Below are 19519 nucleotides of genomic sequence, written 5' to 3'. Positions count from 1 at the left end.
AAAATACATCAGCCGTTTATTTATTTGTTTCCCCAGGGCGAATAGTCCCGGGTAACACCATGGGAAGTCTGGATATGGACCGGTTGTCCATGTTCAAACCTTCAGGATTTCGGCAAAAGGTCTGAGAACCTTATTTTTATCCTCAAACAGTCCCTCCACCGGCCACTCAATTAAGATATCCCCGATTCCGGAAAATACGAGCCCCCCTCCCAGCAACCGTTTTCCCGGCATATTGAGGAAGGTAAAAAGGGGCAGGCAGGCAATGGGAATGGTTTTGACAAACCAGCTTAATATGTGGGGCTCGGAATTCATAAAGGCTAAAAAGGCAGTGGAAAAGACTATGAACCCGGTGATCAGAAACCGATTGAACCCATTTTTTTCTTTTTTCACAACATCTCCTTTTTGTCCTCTGGTTTGGGAGACCTTACCATATTTGGATTTTGACTCGTCGTCAGCTTTTTATCTATACTTACGGGGAAATCGAAATTAATTTAATTCTATTTTTGAATTTAATTTTTTTTTAAGGTAATATAAATTATTTAAGAAGCAATTAATAATAAAATTTGTAAGATAGTAAATAATATTAAAATAATATTAAAATAATTTTATCTGTGGTTGATCCTGGTTTATACAAAAAATCAAAGAAAGTTGTACTTTTAATTAAAAGAAACGACATGGGGTATTGATGATTAAAAACAGACCATTCATTACATTAAGTATCGCTTTTTTGATTATTTTTTTGATTATTTATCCTGATATAGCAAAAAGCAATAATAATTCTGAAACAATACAAAATGCAATTAAGTCAGCAAGCGAATTAGATTATCCACCTTTTTCAATTGTACAAAGGGATGGAACTGCTGACGGTTTTTCAGTAGAGCTTCTAAAAGCTACTGTTGCTGCTATTGGTAAAGAGATCTCTTTTTTTGTTGGTCCTTGGCATGAAATAAAACAACAGCTTATTGAGGGTTATTTTGATGTTCTTCCCCTTGTGTCATATTCAGAGGCGAGGGATAAAGTCCTAGATTTTTCAACACCATATTTACGAATGCATGGTACGATTTTTGTCCGTAAAGGTGAACAAAGGATAAGTACAGAAGCTGATTTAGCAGACAAAGAATTGCTTGTAATGAAAGGCGATACTGCTCATGAATATGCTATTAGTGAAAAATTATCTGACAAGTTAATTTTAAAAGACAGCTTTGAAGAAGCAATGAAAGATCTTTCCAGCGGCAAACATGATGCGCTTATTGTTCAACAATTGGTCGGTTACCAATTGATAAAGAAATTAAAAATTTCAAATGTTGTAGACATAAATTTTTTTAAAGAAACAAATTTAAAACCAAAAAAAATACCTTTATCAGGTTTCGAACAAAAGTTTTGTTTTGCCGTTCCTGAAGGGGATAAAGAGCTATTAAGTCTTTTAAATGAAGGACTTTCCCTTATTATAGCAGATGGCACATTTGATAAAATCTATAACAAATGGTTTGGACCTATCCTCCCTCAAGCCTCAGTTCCTTTCGTAACTATAGTAAAATACCTTATGCTTTGTCTTGTTCCAATTTTATTTTTTATCGCAATATTTGGAATATGGTATTTGAAAAAAGAGGTCATCAAAAAAACAAAATATTTAAAAGATGAAATGAAAGAAAAGGAGTTGACCAAAACGGCATTGCAAGCGAGTGAAGAAAAATTCAAGAAAATGTTTGAGCGTGCTCCTTTGAGCTATCAGTCATTGGATGAGAACGGTAATTTCCTTGAGATCAATGCAACATGGTTAAACGTTCTAGGATATAAAAAACATGAAGTCATTGGGCATAATTTCAGCGAATTCTTGCATCCAGACTGGAAAGAACATTTTATAGAAAACTTTCCTCGGTTTAGAGCTATAGGTGAAATTTTGGGTGTTGAATTTGAGATGCAAAAAAAAGATGGTTCATTAATCCTTGTCTCATTTCATGGTAAAATTGGCAAAGATCAAAATAATAATTTCCAGCAGACGCATTGTATCTTTCAGGATATTACTGAAAAAAAACAAATAGAAAAAAGACTCCGAGCCAGTGAAAAAAAATATCGTTCAATGATGGAATCAATAGTAGATCCATTATATATTTGTTCCCCTGAAAAAAAAATCGAGTATCTAAATCCTGCTATGATTAAGCGCCTGGGTCGAGACGCTACAGGAGAGTTTTGTCATAAAGCACTTCATGGTTTAGATAAAGAATGTGAATGGTGCGCTTTTGACAAATTGAATGACCGCAAAGCAATTGAAACGACGATTGTAAGCCCACTTGACAATAGAACTTACAGATTAACGAATATGCCAATATATCAAAGTAACAACACTGTTTCCAAAATGACTATTTATAAAGATATAACAGATTATCTAAATGCTGTTTCAGAAAAAGAAAAAGCACAGGATCAGCTACTTCAAGCCCAAAAACTTGAAGCAATAGGAACCTTAGCCGGAGGGATTGCCCATGATTTCAACAATATCCTATACCCCATTATTGGTTTTACGGAAATGTCCATTGAAGATTTACCAGAAGATCACCCCATACAGGAAAATCTTGAAGACATTTTGAAAGGGACGAAAAGAGCCCGGGATTTAGTAAAACGAATTCTTTCATTCAGCAATCAAAGAGATATTGAGCAAAAAGCTTTGCCGCTTAAGCCTTTGATTGAAGAAACCCTCAATCTTTTAAAGTCAATTATTCCTTCGAATATATTAATTGAGAAGGATCTTTCTGAAAAGGACATTCATATTTTTGCCAACGCAACCGAAATTCATGAAATTATCATGAACCTGTGTACCAATGCCTATCATGCAATGGAAGGCAAAGGCGGGCTTCTAAAAGTGGCTTTAAATCAAAACCAGCCCGGCCCGGATATTAAAGTGTCTGCAGGAAACTACGGTTGCTTGAGTATCAGTGATACAGGTGCTGGTATTTCTTCAGATATAATTGGTAATATTTTTGATCCATATTTCACAACTAAAGACCAGGGGAAAGGGTCTGGTTTGGGTCTGTCGGTGATTCATGGTATTGTAAAAAGTTACCAAGGTGCAATTGAGGTGCGAAGTGAGTTGGGCCAAGGAACGGTGTTCAATGTTTTTCTTCCACTTACCTCAAAAAGAGAGATTCAGCTGTCTGAAATAAAGCACACCAGCAAATTGGGTAATGAACATATTTTATTTGTAGATGATGAAGACGCAATCGTTAAATTGGGCATTCGTATGCTCCAGCGATTGGGCTATACCGTCACAGGCAGAACAAGCAGCACAGAGGCATTTGAGGTATTCGAATCTAATCCTGATAAATTTGATCTTATCATTACAGATATGACCATGCCAATAATGCTCGGTACAGAGCTTGCGCAAAAAGTATTAGAAATCCGACAAGATATGCCCATCCTGATTTGTACCGGTTTCAGTGAACAAGTCGATAAGAAAACAGCAGAATCCTATGGAATAAAAGGCTATATAAACAAACCCATTTTAATGAACGAATTGTCCTCAAAGGTCAGAGATCTTCTTGATGCTGTGAAAAAAGTATAAAAATACTGATTATTGATGATGAGACCGCCCTCGTAAACTGGAGCATCCAATTCAATTTGTAATTTCAGAGTTTTAATGGGCTTAATACAGGGTTAAAGATACGTTCTTGATCCTATATAATATTTTTTAAAATATGGGTTGGTGAGATATCCATATGACACTGGTCTTCCTTGCCCTGGAGCATGGACAAAGGTGTTTCCACCAATAAAAATCCCCACATGATTCACTTTTTGAGCACTAGGGTTTTTAAAAAATACAAGATCTCCAGGCTTTAAATCTTTTTTGATAACAGATTTCCCTGATGAGAATTGTGCATTAGCTGTTCGTGGGATATAAATGTCGACTTTTTGGTATGTATAAACTATTAAGCCGCTGCAATCAAAACCTTTTGAAGGTGAATCCCCTCCCCATTTATAGGGCCGCCCAAGGCTATTAATCGCATGGTGAACAATTATTTTTCTTGATTCAGACGGTTTGTAAGGAAGATCTTGTTTTAAACTAGCCTGGTTGTGTGTAGAACACGAAACCAGCAATAACATCAATAGGAGAAAGGTGGATTTTATAAATAAACGATACATAAGCTCATCGGACTCCATCATATGCATGGGAATGACTAAACACTGTAGAATTTCCCCCGAGAAGGGCTAATATAGCAATGATATTTCATGACTTATATTTTGCATTAAGACCGGTTTCTTTTGTAAAAATAGATGACCACCATCAGCCTTGATTTTGTATTTCCAAGGCTTTTGCCCACATGGGGGACTATGGAGTCAAAGTAAATGTTATCCCCGGGATTTAAAATATAAGTATCTTCTCCATAGCAAAATTCCAACTGCCCGTCCATGACATAGATGAATTCTTCGCCTTCGTGGCTGTAGGTTCGGGTAATGTCAAAGGGGGCATGGATAATAAAGGGCTCCATGTTTTTGCCGGGCTTTCCATCCGCCAGAACTTCATAATCATACCCTGGGAACTGGTCGGTCTCCCGGATAACGGGTCGGTTTTTTCCCCTGGACAAACAGATTCGGACATCTTCCAGGGGCAGGACATCCTTTGACAGGATAGTGGTGACTTCAATGTCCAGGGCCCCGGCTATTTTGGTCAGGGTGGAGTAAGGCGGGGCTTTTTGGGATCGTTCTACCTTGGACAGATACCCTTTGGTCAGACCGGTTTTTTCGGCCAGGTCCTGGAGGGTCAGTCGCTTTTGGGTTCGAAGCCGTTTAAGATTGCCGGATATGATTTTTTCATCCATCTAATTCCTCCTGGGCTATTGTTTAAGGGCTGATATTAGCGTTTTATCTGGGCCAGTATATTTTCCGCAAAGGGGATAATATACCCTTTGCCAGAGAGGCTTTTAACGTAGCGATTGATATTGTCGGTATACTCAAATCCAAGTTCGCAGGTTTGTTCCCCGGTTAATTTTGAAGCAAGGGTCACCTGGAAGCGATTGAGAATATCAATCACCCTCAGGGCTACATAGGAGGGCATGTCAAAATCAGATACCAGCCGTTGGCCAAGTTTTTCCGGATTCTGTCTGAAACGTTTGAGCCCTTCGGCAAAAACAGGGTTGCCGATTCCCTGTTCACAACCCGCCACGAACAGTATCTGCCCTCCTTCTTTTACCACATTTGTGGCATTGAACAGGGCCTTTGTGGCCTGGTAGAGCTGGCCATCGGCCCGGTGCCCGCCGGCGGAAAGCAGAACAAAATCCCCAGGTTCTGGCACCTTTACACAACAGGCATGATCCAGGGCCCGGCAGCCTTCCATAAAGGTGTCATGGACATCCCCCACGGCCGCGTAAAAGAGCTCCCCGGTCCCGTTGGCGGCCACTGCCACATAACAAGAGGTTTTCTCCTTTAAAAAAATATTGGCCCCGTCCATGAGGTCTTCATTGACCGGGTTGCCCAAGAGCTTTGCCTGGCGAACCAGGGGATGGGGATGACCGTTTTTGTCGATGGCAAGGCTGTGATTATGCCGGATGGATGCCTCGCCTGCTATGCCGGGCAGAATATATTTGCGTCCCCCGCCAAACCCTGCCAGCATGTGGTGGAGAATGCCACCGAATATGATGATGTGATCAGCCTCCCAGGCCTCTTTGGTAACCAAAAGGGGGGTGCCCTTGTAGGTAGTGCCGATATTCACCAGTCGGTCCGGGTGCAGCCCTGCGGAATTTAAAATTTTGACATGCTCAGTACAATAGGTTCCAGCCAGGGAGGCAAACTGATCTGTCAGAATATCCCCATGGGTGCCAAGGGCAATGATGATTTGCATTCTGTCAAAGGCAAGTCCCAGGTTTGACAGGGTTTTGATAATCCGGGGCACAAACAGGTCCCCCCGGGCCCAGAGCCGGGTATCGTCGGGGATGATCACGGCACAGGTTTTGTTTTGGATATCCGTTGGCACACAGGCCCGGATTCCTCCATCGATAATATCACAAATTTTATCATGGGCGAGTTTGGGGACCTCTTTGCCCTGGATCACCTCCAGAACCTTTTCTTTGCCCAGGGTAAACTCCAGGCTTCCTTGTCCCTGTTCAAGGGTTATTTTCATGATTTTTCCAGGGGTTCTTTTTCCAGGGGTCCTTTTTTCAATGCATCGTGAATCAGGGTGACGGGGTGAAGCACCTGGATAGCTTCGGTTTCGCTTGTTTTATCAATATTTCCTGCAAGATTTATGCGGCAGACCGGGCAATCCGTGAGCCAGATGTTTGCCTTAACGGCCTTCACGTGGTGGATTTTTTTGTCCATCATTTTTTTTGCGATTTCGGGGTGCTCATAGAAAAAGGTGCCGCCACCGCCGCAGCATTCGGCTTCGTCCAGGGTCGGGGTGTAGTTTATAAAGGGCAGTTCCCTTAAAAGAGACTGGACAAGCGGCAGGGTATTAAAGTTGTTTCTGGAATGACAGGGGGCATGGTAGGCAATGTTGCCCAGATTGGGTGTGGTTTTGTCAAAGACAAGATCCTGTTTATGGGCAACAATAAACGAGAGGATGTCGAAGGTTTTATCGGCAATTTTCTGGGCCGCAGACGCCAGTTTTTCCCAGTATTCCAGGGATTTTTGGGGATCATTTGCCATGCGTTTTTTGATAAGAGCAGGGTATTCATCCTTGAGGGCTGCCCCGCAGGTGGTGCAGTCCACCAGGATGCCATCACATTCATGGGCGCCAAGGGCCGTTATATTGAGGATCATGTTTTTCACGGCCTCATCCACGGCTCCATGGAACATCAGGGGGATGCCGCAGCAGGTCTGGTCTTGGGGGATGATGACCTCATAGCCCAGGTGGGTGAGAATACCCACCATGGAAATACCGGTATCCGCATACATGTAATTTGTGGCACATCCGGTAAAATACACCAGGCTCCCTTTTTTGATCCCCTGGGGCGGGATGGTGGTGGCCACGGTTTTTCGAAAGGGGAGTAAATTGAGCTGAGGAAATTGTTTTAAAGGAATATTGCCCAGGCAATATTTATTGGCCAGCCAGGTTGGGGTTAGTTTTTGGACCCATCGTTGACCCAGTCTGGCCAGACCTGCTCCCCTGCGGATGCGGCTTTCCCTGGCCAGCAGGTAAATCAGACTGCGGATGGCCGGGGTTTCCCCTAAATCTTTCACCATTTTTTCGCGCATGTCCATGAATTGTTCATAGTGGTTGATACCGGAAGGACAGGCCACAACGCAGGACCCGCACATGAGGCATTTGGAGATGATCTCTTTTAATAGGGCAGAGGATTCAAGGGTGTTGTTTTCAAAGGCCTTGATCAGCTGGAGCCGGGCCCTTGGAGACGCCTGTTCCTCTTTTAATACCTTATACACCGGGCAGGCTGCGAGACAAAGACCGCATTTCCCGCAGTTTTTAAGTGGTTTCACTGGTGAATTTATGGGGGTGCTCATACAAATTTTCCCGGGTTGAGGATGTTGTCGGGATCAATGGCCTGTTTGATCCTAGTCATGAGGTTGATGGAATCCTGGTTCATTACCAGGGGCAGGTATCGGGCCTTGGCAAGGCCGATGCCGTGTTCTCCTGACAGGGTCCCTCCCAGATCTGCTGCCGCCGCAAATATTTCGTCAAAGGCTTTTTCCACCCGCGTCCATTCTTCTTCATTGCTCCTATCCGCTGGAATCATGGGGTGCATGTTGCCGTCCCCGGCATGGGCCAGTACGCCGGCCGTAAGCCCGTAAGCCTTGGCGATCTGCTTTATTCTACGGGTCATTTCAGGCACCTGGCTCACCGGCACGGTCACATCTTCGGAAACAATGTCCGGCGCCAGCTTGGCAAAAACCCCATAGGCCGAACGCCTTGCTGTCCACAGCCTCTCCCTGTCGGCATCATTGGCTGATTCCTGGATGTGGACGGCATTGTTTGCCTTTAGTTTTTCGATGATTTTACCCATTTCCTGTTCACAGGCTTCTTTGATGCCGTCGATTTCAATGAGCAAAGACCCTTCGGCTTCCCGGTCCAGGCCCAACCCAAAACTGTCTTCAATGGCGTTGAGGGTGAACTTGTCCATGAGCTCCATAGCGGCGGGTAGAATACCGGATCCGATGATATCGCTGACGGCATTTGCCGAATCATCCAGATCCTTGAAGGTGACCATGAGGGTTTTAGCAGTTTCAGGCAGGGGCACCACTTTTAAAATGGCCCGGGTGATAATTCCCAGGGTGCCTTCGGACCCGCAGAACAGAGAGGATAGTTTGTAACCGGTGACATCCTTTACATTTCTTGAACCAAAGGTGACGATTTCTCCTGAAGCCAGGACCACTTCCATTCCCAGGACATAGTCCATGGTGACCCCATATTTAAGACAGCGGGGTCCGCCGGCATTCTGGGCAATATTGCCGCCGATGGTGGCGATGTTCATGGAACCGGGGTCCGGGGGGTAGAAAAAACCAAAGGGGGCCAGGGCCTTTTGCACATCCCCATTGATCACTCCGGGCTGTACAATGATGTATCGGTCCCTTGTGTTGACCTCAATGATTTTGTCCATCTTGGAAAAGCAGAGCACAATTCCGTGTTTGACGGGAACCGATGCACTGCAAAGCGAGGTGCCGGCCCCCCTTCCCGTGATGGGTATTTTATGGAGGGAAGCAATTTTTAAAATACGGGAAACTTCTTCGGCTGTTTTCGGGAATATCACGGCATCGGGCATGGCTTCTTCCCAAAACGCATCATAGGCATAACAGGCCAGTTCTTCCACTTGGTCCAGATATCGTTTTGGGGTGACAATCTCGATCAATTGTTCTCGTATGGCAGCGGGTATGGGGTTTCTATCTTTAATTTTGGTCATGGGGGTTCCTTAACTGTAAATCCATCCGGGCAATGCCAGACAGATCCAGGGGATATAGGTCACTAACATCAGGCAAACCAGCATGATGAAAAGAAAGGGCAAAACCCCCATGGCAATTTTTACCAGGGGCTGTCGGGTAATGCCCGATGCAACAAATAAATTAAGCCCGAAGGGCGGGGTCAGCATGCCCATTTGTATGTTTAACACCATGACAATGCCAAAGTGGACCAGATCAATCCCGTATCGGTTCAGGGTTTCTAAAAATAAAGGCGCCAGGATGAGCATGGCAGAGACATCATCCATGAAACAGCCCAGGATAAGAAATAAAATATTCACCGTGAGCAGAAACATCCAGGGACTGTGGATATGCTCAATGATGATATCGGCCAGCTGGTGGGGAATCTGTTCGGCAGTCAGAAGCCAGATAAAGGTCATGGCGCAGGATAAAATAAAGAGGAGGCAGGCGGAAAGAACGGCCGCATCCCGGCAGATTTCAGTTATATCACCCCAGCCAAATTCCTTGTAGATAAATAGTTCAACAAACAGGGCATAGATGACCGAGACAGCAGCGGCTTCCGTGGGGGTGAAAATACCGGAGTAGATGCCGCCCAGGACAATAAAGGGAAGAAGCAGCGCCCAGATCCCTTCCCTGAATGTGCGGGCGAGTTCCGACAAAGAGGCATGGGTTTCAATGCGCCAATTATTTTTTTTGGCAATAAAATAGGTATAAACCATGAGGGCCAGCCCAATGAGAAGACCGGGCATGACCCCAGCCATGAAAAGTTTTGCCACGGATACATTCATGACCAGGCAATAAAGGATCATGGGGATGGAGGGGGGGATGACAATTCCCAGGGAGCCTGATACCGTTATCAACCCCAATGAGAAGCGTTTGCCATACCCCGCCTTGATCAGGGCCGGGATCATGACGGAACCGATGGCCACCACCGTGGCAGGGGAGGAACCTGATATGGCGGCAAAAAAGACACAGGCCAGGATGCCTGCCATGGCAAGCCCGCCGGGAAACCAGCCGACCATCGCATTGACAAAGGCAATGAGCTTTCTGGCAATCCCGCCCCGGGTCATGATGGCCCCGGCCAGGATAAAAAAGGGGATGGCCAGGAGCACAAATTTATCCAGGGCGTTAAAGAGCTGCTGGGGTATGATGTGCAGGGGGGTGGAGGAAAAAAAGACCAGGGAGACCAGGGTGGAAACCCCCAGAATCACGGCAATGGGAACCCCCAGCAAAAGGAGGCCGGCAAAACAAATGCAGATGGTCAGTATCACCTAAATCACCTCCGGGGTGCTGTGGGGCCGCAAAACAGCTCGGGAAAATCCAATTGCCTTGATCATGAACCTTATTGCGATAAAACCTGAGAAGACAGGGATGGGCAGATAGGCGATGTACATGGGGATTTCCATGGTGGGGGAAGTGGTTTCATATCCGTACATGCGCAGAACCAACTTCCAGGAATACCAGGCCACCGTGAAAAAAAAACCGGCAGACAGGCCGGCGGTCAGGGCCCGGGTCAGCTGCTGCCAGGGGTGCTTTAAATGGGAAACCATGAGATCCATGGCAAAGTGGCTGCCGGTTTTGACCCCCATGGAGGCCCCCAGGAACGCCACAAAAACGCCAAGATACCTTCCCAGCTCTTCAAACCAGGTAAAACTATAATTAAACACATACCGGGTGATCACCTGGACAAATCCAATCGAAGCAAGGCCCAGAATGGTCCATACCAGGGTAAAGTTTTCAATCTTGTCCAGTGTTTTAAACAAGCGGTTCATTATTGCTGGTGGGCTTTGATTTTTTTCAGCATGAAATCAAAGATGTCATCCCCGATTTTTTTACGGTATTTGTCCCATACCGGGGTCATGGCCACCTTGAAGGCCTCGCGCTCTTGAACTGTCAGGTCAATGATTTCAATTCCATTGTCCTTGGCATATTGGGCAATGGAAATATTGGTTTTGGGCAATGCCATATGGAGGCCTGCATTGACCGACCGGTTGGTTTTGATGGCCAGCTTGGCCGCCTCCCGGAAAATCTGTTGTTGGGCAGGGGGCAGACTCTCCCAATAATCGGTTCCCACAACGATAATACATTCGGTAAGGCAGTGCTGGGTAAGGGTCACATACTTTGTGACTTCGGTGAACTTCATGAGAACCGTGGTCATAATGGGGTTTTCCTGGGCATCAATGACCCCTGTCTGGAGGGCATTATAGATTTCGGGAAAGGGAATGCCCACAGGTGAGGCGCCCAATTGCTTGAAGGTGTCCAGATAGACCGGGGAGTTCATGACCCGGACCTTGAGACCCCTTATATCTTCCGGGGTGTGGACAGGGCGTTTATTGTTGGTGAAATCCCGAATTTCGTTTTCTGTCCATCCAATGGCTGTAAATCCTTTTTTGGGGAAGTAGGAAAAAATTTTTTTCTGAACATCTGGGTCATCCAGTGTGGCGTAGGCGGTTTTCCGGTCCGGGAAAATAAAGGGCATGTCCAGAATGGCACACTGGGGAACAAAGTTCTGGAGCACAGCAGTGGTAATGGTTGCAATCTGAAGGGTCCCTGACTGCACCTGTTCAGCCATGGAGCGTTCTCCGCCCAGCTGACCTGCGGGAAAGGTGGCAATATCTATTTTTCCGTTTGTCTTTTCTTTTACATAGGCGGCAAAGGCATCCACTCCCTTTGCCTGGCCATGGAAGGGGGGGGCCACATGGCCGAATTTTATCGTGTCAGCAAAGGCCGGCAGGGTAAACGCAGCTGCGAATAGGGTAACCATACCAATCATCAGACTGCTTTTTTTGAATCCACAGGTTTTCATTTTAAACGCCTCCTTAAACTAGGGGTTTGAGTACTGGTGTATCAGAACAAAAATATTTGCTTCTGAACTACCCAAATGTTTTCTATTTGTCAACTTAAATCCGGCCTTCCCCAAAGGGATGACAAGATTAAACCGGGTGAAATATTTAATAAATTATGGAAACTCCATGGTTCTTCTGCTATTATACACTCAACTCCTTGCCATAGACTGAATTATTAAATAAACAGTCGATTTTGATTAATAATCATATTTTGTCGTATCAGGAAACTTTTTGGAAGGCGGGTATGATTTTTTGGGGGGGGGATAAAATTTGCCAGCCATGGCGTCTTTTTTAAGGTTGCACAATATTCAACTGTTGTTGTGGGCATAATTCTGATAATTTAATGAAGATAATACTTTGTATAGGAGCAGATTATGGCGGGTGGTTGGTCCCGTGACGGGGCAGTGCAGGAACAGATAGACGCAAGTGTGAATGATGCCGTGAAACTTGCCAGGAGTCGGTTGCCCGAGGGGAAAGGTTTAACCCATTGCCAAGAGTGTGATGCCGCTATTCCAGAGGCCCGCCGCCGAGCAATTCCCGGGGTTCGCTTGTGCATCAACTGCCAGTCTGAGCTTGAAAAACAGCAAACGATTTCCACAGGTTTTAATCGACGGGGCAGCAAAGACAGTCAATTGAAGTAATATTAATTATCAGGTGAGATTCTTAAGATGGTATTGAAAGATAGGGTGGTAAAGTCTGGTTATGCGTTTAATCGCATGGAATTTTCCGGGGGACTTGGGGATCTGGGGACATTGCTTCCCTTATCCGTGGGAATGATCCTGGTTAATGGGTTGAGCCCTGTCGGGGTCTTTTTTTCCATTGGCCTCTTTTATATTCTTTCCGGGATCTATTACGGCATCACGGTTCCGGTTCAGCCCATGAAGGTCATTGGTGCCTATGCCATTGCCATGACATTGAGCGCTTCCCAAATTGCCGCCTCCGGGCTTCTGGTGGGCCTGTTTCTTTTGGTGATTGGCGGGACCGGTGCCATTGGTCTGCTGGGCAAATATATCCCCAAATCTGTCATCAGGGGGGTTCAGATGTCAACCGGGGCATTGCTCATGGCCCAGGGGGTTAAATTTGTGGCAGGCACCTCAACTTTCCAACTCCTCCACGGGGCAGCCGAACCCTATTTGAATCTTCAGAGCATCGGTCTGTTGCCCATTGGGGTGTTTTTGGGAATCATCGGTAGTATCATGACGCTTTTTTTTCTGGACAACAAAAAATTGCCGGCAGGGCTTTTGGTGATCCTGTCAGGCATTGTTTTTGGTCTGATTTGGGGTACCCATGAAGGATTTGCCAAATTTATGCCCGGAATTTACCTGCCCAGCCTATTGCCCTTCGGATTTCCCACCGGGGCGGATTTTTCCTTTGCACTCCTGATTCTGGTGCTTCCTCAATTGCCCATGACATTGGGAAATGCGGTCATTGCCAATGCGGATTTATCCCATCAATATTTTGAAAAAGCTTCTGAACGCGTCACTTATCGGGCATTGTGTTTCAGCATGGGCCTGGCAAATCTGTTCTGCTTTCTTGTGGGGGGAATCCCCCTGTGTCACGGGGCAGGGGGGCTGGCAGCCCATTACAGATTTGGTGCCCGCACAGCCGGATCCAATCTTATGATCGGCCTGGTTTTTGTGGGTCTGGCGATCTTTTTGGGGATACACAGCCTTGTCATTGTTTATCTGATCCCCTTTTCCGTGCTGGGCATACTCTTGATATTTGCCGGCAGCCAGCTGGCCCTTACCGTCATTGATATGAAGGAGAGAAGGGATCTTTTTGTGAGCATGATCATGCTGGGTATTACCCTGGCGTCTAATCTGGCCGTGGCCTTTGGAGTGGGAATTCTCCTGGCCTATGCATTGAAGTCTAAAAAACTGAATATTTAGCTGAATATTTAAAGGAGAATGAATCATAAAATATGGAATGTGATATACGGGTAAACATCAGATCAAATGGGTCATGGGATTTTCAATTGAGGCACCCCGCATGATCCCCTGGAAAGAGATTGACCGGGCCAAGGTTCCCGGAAATGAGGGGGAGGTGATCCTTCTGGCCCGGGGTGAGGAGTTTTCCATCCGAACGTCGGGTACCGAGTTGATGAACAGCCGTATCCATGGGTCTGAAGAATCCCTGGCCGAGCTGGCCTTAAGCCGCCTTGATCCAAAGGTCAATTGGCAGATTCTCATTGGAGGCTTGGGAATGGGCTATACCCTTGCCGCCACCCTTGAACAGTCCGGTTCAGACGCACAGATCCTTGTGGCTGAATTGATCCCGGCGGTTGTAAAATGGAACCAAAAATACCTAGGGCATCTGGCAGGCATCCCTTTGGAGGATCCCCGGGTGAGGGTGACCCAGGAGGATGTGGTGAAAACCATCGGGAAACAAAGAGCTGTCTGGGATGCCATCCTTCTGGATGTGGACAATGGACCGGCAGGGCTTACCCGCGAGGCCAATGATCGGCTCTACGGTAATTCGGGTTTAAAGGCTTCCTTTGATGCGCTGAGACAAGGAGGCATTCTGGCCGTCTGGTCTTCTGCCGTTGACGAGGCATTCACGGGGCGAATGAAGCGTACCGGGTTTAAAACAAAAATGGTTTCTGTGAGAGCTCGGAAATCCGGGAAGGGCAGCAAGCACACCATCTGGTTGGGGCAAAGACCCTGAACCAAAACACCAGATTAAATCAAAACACCTGGTCAAATCAAAACACCGGGTCAACAATAAGATTAACCAGGGCCATGGCCTGAAGGGAAATACAAAAATGGATGAAGAGCGTTTGGTAAAAATTGAAATGAAGATTGAATTTCAGGAACAGACCATCAAAGAGTTGAATGATGTGATTTGTGAGCAGCAAAATGAAATTCAACGTCTCGCCAAGATTTGTGACCTGTTGTCAACGCAGGGGAAAGAATTTTCAGAGTTTACATCGAGGATTGATGCACCGGCAAATGAAAAGCCTCCCCATTATTAACGGAGCGCTTTTATACAAATTGATACTATTAAAAAGGGGCATGAAGAAAAATACAATGATCTTCATGCCCCTTTGAGTGATGTATAAATTTAGTTTTTTCAGGCCGCTTTTTGGGTCATTTCTTCCCGGGTTTTCGCAACTTCCGTGCTTTCAATATATTCGTCAAAGGTCATGAGGCGATCAATGACCCCACCGGGTGTAATCTCAATAATCCGGTTTACCAGGCTGTTTACGAACTGATGGTCATGGGAGGTGAAAAGAACCACCTCATTGAATTTGAGCAGGCTGTTGTTTAAGGCGGTGATGGATTCCAGGTCCAGGTGGTTGGTGGGTTCATCCATCACCAGCACGTTGGAATTGGCAAGCATCATCCGGGAAAGCATGCAGCGAACTTTTTCCCCGCCCGAAAGTATGTCGATTTTTTTTGTGGCATCTTCTCCGGAAAAGAGCATGCGTCCCAAAAAGGTCCGGGCAAAATTTTCTCCCTCTTTTGGGGGGGCGTATTGCATGAGCCAGTCGATGAGGTTTTTATCCCCCTTAAAATAGGTGCTGTGCTCCTTGGGAAAATAGGAGTGGGAAATGGTGACGCCCCATTTGAAACTGCCGGCATCCGGTTCCATTTCTCCGGAAAGGATTTGGAAAAGGGTTGTCTTTGCAACGCTGTTGCTGCTCATGAAGACAATCTTATCATTGCCGTTCACGGTAAAACTGACATTATTTAATACCTTTTCGCCGTCAATGGTTTTGGTGAGTCCTTCAACTTCCAGGATCACATTGCCACAGGAACGTTCCGGCTGAAAACTGATAAAGGGGTATTTTCTTGAGGAAACCGGCATGTCTTCAATGGTGAGTTTTTCCAAAAGTTTTTTCCGGGAAGTGGCCTGTTTGGATTTAGAGGCATTTGAACTGAATCTTTGGATAAATGCCTTTAAGTCATCGGCCCGGTCCTTAACCTTTTTGTTCTCATTTTGTTTTTGTCTCAGGTTCAACTCGCTTGCCTGGTACCAGAAATCGTAGTTTCCCACATATACCGAGATTTGTCCAAAATCTATATCCGCAATGTGGGTGCACACCTGGTTCATGAAATGGCGGTCATGGGATACCACAATGACCGTATTTTTGAATCGAAAGAGAAATTCTTCAAGCCAGGCAATGGATTTGATGTCCAGGTTGTTGGTGGGCTCATCCAATAGCAGGACGTCCGGGTTCCCGAACAGGGCCTGGGCAAGAAGTACACGAACTTTTTCCCCTCCCTCAAGCTCTTTCATCTTTTTGGCGTGCAGATCTTCGGCAATCCCCAGATGATTCAAGAGAGTGGCGGCTTCAGGCTCAGCCTCATAGCCGTTCATTTCTGCAAACTCGAGCTCAAGCTCACCGGATTTGATGCCGTCTTCTTCTGAAAAATCGGGTTTGGCATAAAGGGCATCCCTTTTTGTCATGAGATTGTAGAGGGCTTGATGACCCATGATGACTGTGTTTAGAACATTCTGCTCGTCAAAGGCAAAGTGGTCCTGTCTCAGTACGGCGATTCGTTCACGCGGGCCAACAGTGACCATGCCTGAATCGGCTTCGATATCCTTGGCCAGAATTTTTAAAAAAGTGGATTTCCCGGCACCATTGGCGCCGATGAGTCCGTAACAATGGCCCGGAGCAAATTTTATATTAACGTCTTTGAACAATACCCGCTTGCCATAGGCCAGGGTGATGTTATTTGCGGTAATCATTGATTTTTATTTCCTTGGTATTAAATAAAAAAACCACAGGGGACTTTACCTGTGGTTAGATAATCGAAGAACTATACCATTATTAAGCATAAAAGGAAAGTTGTTTTTATTCCTTTGACAGGTTGATAGTGGAAGGCTAAAAGAAGAATGATAAAAAAAATAATTAATATGGCGTTAAGTTAAAGTATAGGAGATTTTTTTTGAAAGTATTTGTAAAAGATATTATGGCCACTGAGTTTGATACCATTGAGTCCGATGCAAGTGTTGAACGAGCGATTCAAATGATTACAAACGGCAGGGTAAGGGAAACCGGTGATAAGACTATTAGTCTCATGGTCCATGATAAGGTTCACATGTTTGTCGGGATCATCACCATGGCAGATATCCTCTATCATCTCCGGCCTGATGTTTTGAACCATGGCATCCGTGGTGATGAAATAGACTGGACCGGCCAGTTTGAAAGGTCCTTGAAGCAGGTCAAGGGGAAAACGGTAAGCCAGCTGATGAGCATCAACATCGTGGGCGCTTCTGCCGATGAACATTTAATGGTTATTTTGGATCGGATGGTTAAAAATAAATATAAGCGGTTACCAGTGCTGGAAAATGGAAGGCTTATCGGTGTCGTTTATATTTCCGATATTTATTATCACTTCTTTTCCTAAGATTTTTCCAAGGGATAAATAATGGCACTCATATTAAATATCATCTGGTTTGTTTTTGGCGGCGGATTTGTGGCCTGGCTTTTATGGGTCGTTCTGGGCGGTCTCTTGTTCTTAACGGTTGTGGGTATCCCCTTTGGTTTTGCCTCTTTCAGGATTGCCGGATTTGCGGCATTTCCCTTTGGCAAGGAGCTTGTGGATTCACGGGCGGTGGGGGAGGAACGGGTCCTGGGGACGGGGCTTGCCAATTTTTTATGGATTATCCTGGCCGGTATCTGGCTGGCCATTTCTCACATCCTGGCCGGTGCCACTCTTTGCCTGACCATTATCGGTATTCCCTTTGGATTTGCACATTTCAGACTGGCTACGGTTTGTTTTGCTCCCCTGGGAAAAAGGGCTGTTCCTAAATAGTAATTAGGTTCTGAAAAATAGCAAAAGGGGATAACAAAAAAGAGTGGGCCGAAGACAACAGAATGTTGTCTTCGGCCCCTTAGATTGGATGTTACATAGCACTCTCTGGGTGGAAGACATTGACCTCTTTGAGATCATCCCCCAGGTACTCCCTTTCATTGGGTCCAAGGATACCCAATGCCAGACAGATCAGGGTCCACATGTGAACCACGGGATAATTTCCCCCATAGTGCTCACTTAACTCGTGGATCTGGGCATGGCAGTTATGACAGCCGGCAATGCAATAGTCTGCACCGGTGGCTTTTATCTGGTTGTCCTTAATTTTTCCATAGGTAAGGCGCTCTTCCTTAAATCCTGCCTGGAGAAATCCGCCGCCGCCGCCGCAGCAATAGTTGTTGGAGCGGTTGGGTACCATATCGACAAAATTTTCTTCCCCTACAACGGCTCTAATAACATAACGCAGGTCTTCAGCAATGGGGTCTCCATAGCTTTTCCGGACGATCTGACAGGGATCCTGGACCGTGAATTTAATCTTCAGATCCTTGTTCCAGTCGGAGCTGACCGGAAGTTTTCCCTCACGGATCCATTTGGCATAATATTCATAAATATTTTTTACTTCAAAATCGTGTTTAATGTTGTATTTTTTCAGTCCTGCCAGGACTGAGTATGTTACGTGACCTCACTCGGTATTGAGAAAGATCTTGTTCTTTAGTTTGGTGGCTTGGTCAGCAGCGGTTTTGGTGACTTTTTTCCAGTCATCATCGTCGGCCAGGAACATGCAGTAGTTCTCTCCTGCCCATCCCTTGCTGCCGTATGTCCAGTTTGCACCGACCGTGTGGAGAATTTTCCACAGGGGGACCATCTCGTCGGGTTCTGTGACAGGTTCCCTTGAATTCTGATTCAAAAAGAACTCAGCCCCTTCCTTGTCAATAGGGGCTTCCATTTCTGCGAACTCGGGTTGGGATTCCTGGTATTCTTCCAGCACATCATTGACAACAAATTCGAAATCCTCTTCAGATGTTCCCATGGCAGAGGTGGTATCGTTTCTCAGGGCCATGTCGCAGGATTCCCGGATCCCTTTGGGCCTTTCCTCTCTTGGCCGCAACTGTCTGGCATTGAAAACCAGCTGGGGAATGTCAATTTTCATGGGGCAAACATAGATGCACCGCATGCACATGGTGCACATCCAGGGCCAGTCAGAGGCAATAATTTCTTCATCCATGCCCAGGGCTGCCATTCGTAAAAATTTTCTGGGATCCATATCACCGAGACCCGTGGCGGGACAGCCCGAAGCACAGGCGCCGCATGTCAGGCACGCATTGAGATTGCCGCCTTCGGGCAGCAGTTCTTTAACCTTGTCCATAAAGGTAGTTCTTTTACCTTTATGACCAAGCTTAATGACAGTTTCTGTCATCTTTATTTCCTTTCAAAAGGGTTAATGATAATCATGGGTTCCTAGTATTACATCAATACCGGTTTTTTCTTTTATGAGACCAGCAAGTTCTTCAGGGCTGTAGTAGGGGCATCCTGGCTTGGCATTGACCAGGCAGGAACTTAGATAGATTTTATCTGGTTTTATTTCAGATAGCTTGGCAGCCATTCCAAGGGTGGGGATGACAGCTCTGCCGGGGCACTCACATTTGACAAAGGCCACCACGGCAGAAGGTTTTTCAAATTTTCCATCCCCTTCGGATGCTGCTTTCAGGCATCTCCATTCTCCGGGGCAACCATGTCCCTGATCCATATATGTACCGCAGCCGACAACCGCAACTTTTTCCATTTTGAACATCTCCTCTGTTAATCTCAATTCATGGTAGCTTTTCCAATTCAAAATATCAAGAATCTTCAAAATTTTCAGAATATTCAGAATATCCAGTTAACCAAAAGCATAATGTATGCCAAAAAGTCTTGGGGAGAGGGATTTGATGGAAGTGGTTAAAAACGGCATAATATTAGATGGTTATGTTTTGGGGCGCTTTCGATGCCCAAAAAAAAGTCGCAGGCTTGCACTCTATAAAAAGGCAGGGGTTTCAAATCTGCTACCTCAATCTT

General features: G+C 45.7%; 19 protein-coding genes. 7 read left to right on the top strand and 12 right to left on the bottom strand.

All coding sequences use genetic code 11. From position 1 onward, the window contains the following. Positions 1 to 93 precede the first annotated feature (93 nt). On the bottom strand, positions 94 to 390 hold the full coding sequence (locus ACZ45G_RS19145; RefSeq protein WP_464172100.1) for a hypothetical protein: 297 nt from the start codon (positions 388 to 390) through the stop codon (positions 94 to 96). Between the two features lie 295 nt (positions 391 to 685). On the opposite strand from ACZ45G_RS19145, the gene ACZ45G_RS19140 reads away from it, so the two are divergent. Then, on the top strand, positions 686 to 3556 hold the full coding sequence (locus ACZ45G_RS19140) for a transporter substrate-binding domain-containing protein (RefSeq protein WP_464172099.1): 2871 nt from the start codon (positions 686 to 688) through the stop codon (positions 3554 to 3556). 92 nt (positions 3557 to 3648) lie between these two features. Here the strand turns inward: ACZ45G_RS19140 and ACZ45G_RS19135 are convergent, their stop codons facing one another. From ACZ45G_RS19135 to ACZ45G_RS19100, 8 genes are all read right to left on the bottom strand, one after another. Beyond that, complete coding sequence (locus ACZ45G_RS19135; RefSeq protein WP_464172098.1) at positions 3649 to 4134, bottom strand: C40 family peptidase; 486 nt, start codon at positions 4132 to 4134, stop codon at positions 3649 to 3651. A gap of 104 nt (positions 4135 to 4238) precedes the next feature. Continuing rightward, positions 4239 to 4811 carry a helix-turn-helix domain-containing protein gene (locus tag ACZ45G_RS19130; RefSeq protein WP_464172097.1) on the bottom strand — a complete coding sequence of 191 codons (573 nt, stop codon included), beginning with the start codon at positions 4809 to 4811 and terminating at the stop codon, positions 4239 to 4241. A gap of 35 nt (positions 4812 to 4846) precedes the next feature. After that, positions 4847 to 6109: a lactate racemase domain-containing protein gene (locus ACZ45G_RS19125; RefSeq protein WP_464172096.1), complete on the bottom strand. Its 1263-nt coding sequence runs from the start codon at positions 6107 to 6109 to the stop codon at positions 4847 to 4849. Then, positions 6106 to 7446 (bottom strand): (Fe-S)-binding protein, encoded by a 1341-nt coding sequence (locus tag ACZ45G_RS19120; RefSeq protein WP_464172095.1) that lies wholly within the window; start codon positions 7444 to 7446, stop codon positions 6106 to 6108. The genes ACZ45G_RS19125 and ACZ45G_RS19120 overlap by 4 nt, the downstream gene beginning before the upstream one ends. Continuing rightward, a complete protein-coding gene (locus tag ACZ45G_RS19115; RefSeq protein WP_464172094.1) occupies positions 7443 to 8840 on the bottom strand; it encodes an FAD-binding oxidoreductase in 1398 nt (465 codons plus the stop codon). Before ACZ45G_RS19115 ends, ACZ45G_RS19120 begins: the two co-directional genes overlap by 4 nt. A gap of 9 nt (positions 8841 to 8849) precedes the next feature. Beyond that, positions 8850 to 10127, bottom strand: a complete 1278-nt coding sequence (locus ACZ45G_RS19110; protein ID WP_464172093.1) for a TRAP transporter large permease — start codon at positions 10125 to 10127, stop codon at positions 8850 to 8852. Then, positions 10128 to 10628, bottom strand: coding sequence for a TRAP transporter small permease (locus ACZ45G_RS19105; protein WP_464172092.1), 501 nt, complete (start codon positions 10626 to 10628; stop codon positions 10128 to 10130). It lies immediately after the preceding gene. Then, entirely contained in the window at positions 10628 to 11662 is a 1035-nt protein-coding gene (locus ACZ45G_RS19100; protein WP_464172091.1) for a TRAP transporter substrate-binding protein, read from the bottom strand. Before ACZ45G_RS19100 ends, ACZ45G_RS19105 begins: the two co-directional genes overlap by 1 nt. A gap of 414 nt (positions 11663 to 12076) precedes the next feature. Between ACZ45G_RS19100 and ACZ45G_RS19095 the strand changes: the two genes are divergently transcribed. The 4 genes from ACZ45G_RS19095 to ACZ45G_RS19080 all read left to right on the top strand — a co-directional run bounded on the left by ACZ45G_RS19095 (position 12077) and on the right by ACZ45G_RS19080 (position 14673). Next, positions 12077 to 12343: a DksA/TraR family C4-type zinc finger protein gene (locus tag ACZ45G_RS19095; protein ID WP_464172090.1), complete on the top strand. Its 267-nt coding sequence runs from the start codon at positions 12077 to 12079 to the stop codon at positions 12341 to 12343. 27 nt (positions 12344 to 12370) lie between these two features. Beyond that, a complete protein-coding gene (locus ACZ45G_RS19090) occupies positions 12371 to 13591 on the top strand; it encodes a putative sulfate/molybdate transporter (protein WP_464172089.1) in 1221 nt (406 codons plus the stop codon). Positions 13592 to 13664: 73 nt separating this feature from the next. Then, entirely contained in the window at positions 13665 to 14366 is a 702-nt protein-coding gene (locus ACZ45G_RS19085; RefSeq protein ID WP_464172088.1) for a spermine/spermidine synthase domain-containing protein, read from the top strand. Between the two features lie 97 nt (positions 14367 to 14463). Continuing rightward, positions 14464 to 14673 (top strand): SlyX family protein, encoded by a 210-nt coding sequence (locus tag ACZ45G_RS19080; protein WP_464172087.1) that lies wholly within the window; start codon positions 14464 to 14466, stop codon positions 14671 to 14673. Positions 14674 to 14771: 98 nt separating this feature from the next. On the opposite strand, the gene ACZ45G_RS19075 is transcribed toward ACZ45G_RS19080, so the two are convergent. Next, positions 14772 to 16397 carry an ABC-F family ATP-binding cassette domain-containing protein gene (locus ACZ45G_RS19075; protein WP_464172086.1) on the bottom strand — a complete coding sequence of 542 codons (1626 nt, stop codon included), beginning with the start codon at positions 16395 to 16397 and terminating at the stop codon, positions 14772 to 14774. A 200-nt stretch (positions 16398 to 16597) separates the two neighbouring features. On the opposite strand from ACZ45G_RS19075, the gene ACZ45G_RS19070 reads away from it, so the two are divergent. Together ACZ45G_RS19070 and ACZ45G_RS19065 are read left to right on the top strand one after the other, a co-directional pair. Further along, entirely contained in the window at positions 16598 to 17059 is a 462-nt protein-coding gene (locus ACZ45G_RS19070; protein WP_464172085.1) for a CBS domain-containing protein, read from the top strand. Positions 17060 to 17080: 21 nt separating this feature from the next. After that, on the top strand, positions 17081 to 17467 hold the full coding sequence (locus ACZ45G_RS19065; RefSeq protein ID WP_464172084.1) for a YccF domain-containing protein: 387 nt from the start codon (positions 17081 to 17083) through the stop codon (positions 17465 to 17467). A 91-nt stretch (positions 17468 to 17558) separates the two neighbouring features. Here ACZ45G_RS19065 and ACZ45G_RS19060 read toward each other — a convergent pair whose 3' ends face one another. Together ACZ45G_RS19060 and ACZ45G_RS19055 are read right to left on the bottom strand one after the other, a co-directional pair. Beyond that, the gene (locus tag ACZ45G_RS19060; protein WP_464172083.1) at positions 17559 to 18881 is read right to left on the bottom strand and encodes a (Fe-S)-binding protein; all 1323 of its coding nucleotides are present in this window, start codon (positions 18879 to 18881) and stop codon (positions 17559 to 17561) included. Positions 18882 to 18902: 21 nt separating this feature from the next. Continuing rightward, positions 18903 to 19247, bottom strand: a complete 345-nt coding sequence (locus tag ACZ45G_RS19055) for a CGGC domain-containing protein (RefSeq protein WP_464172082.1) — start codon at positions 19245 to 19247, stop codon at positions 18903 to 18905. Positions 19248 to 19519 lie beyond the last annotated feature (272 nt).

Source organism: Desulfoconvexum algidum (genome assembly GCF_055382125.1).
This window is presented reverse-complemented; position numbering and strand designations above follow the sequence as displayed.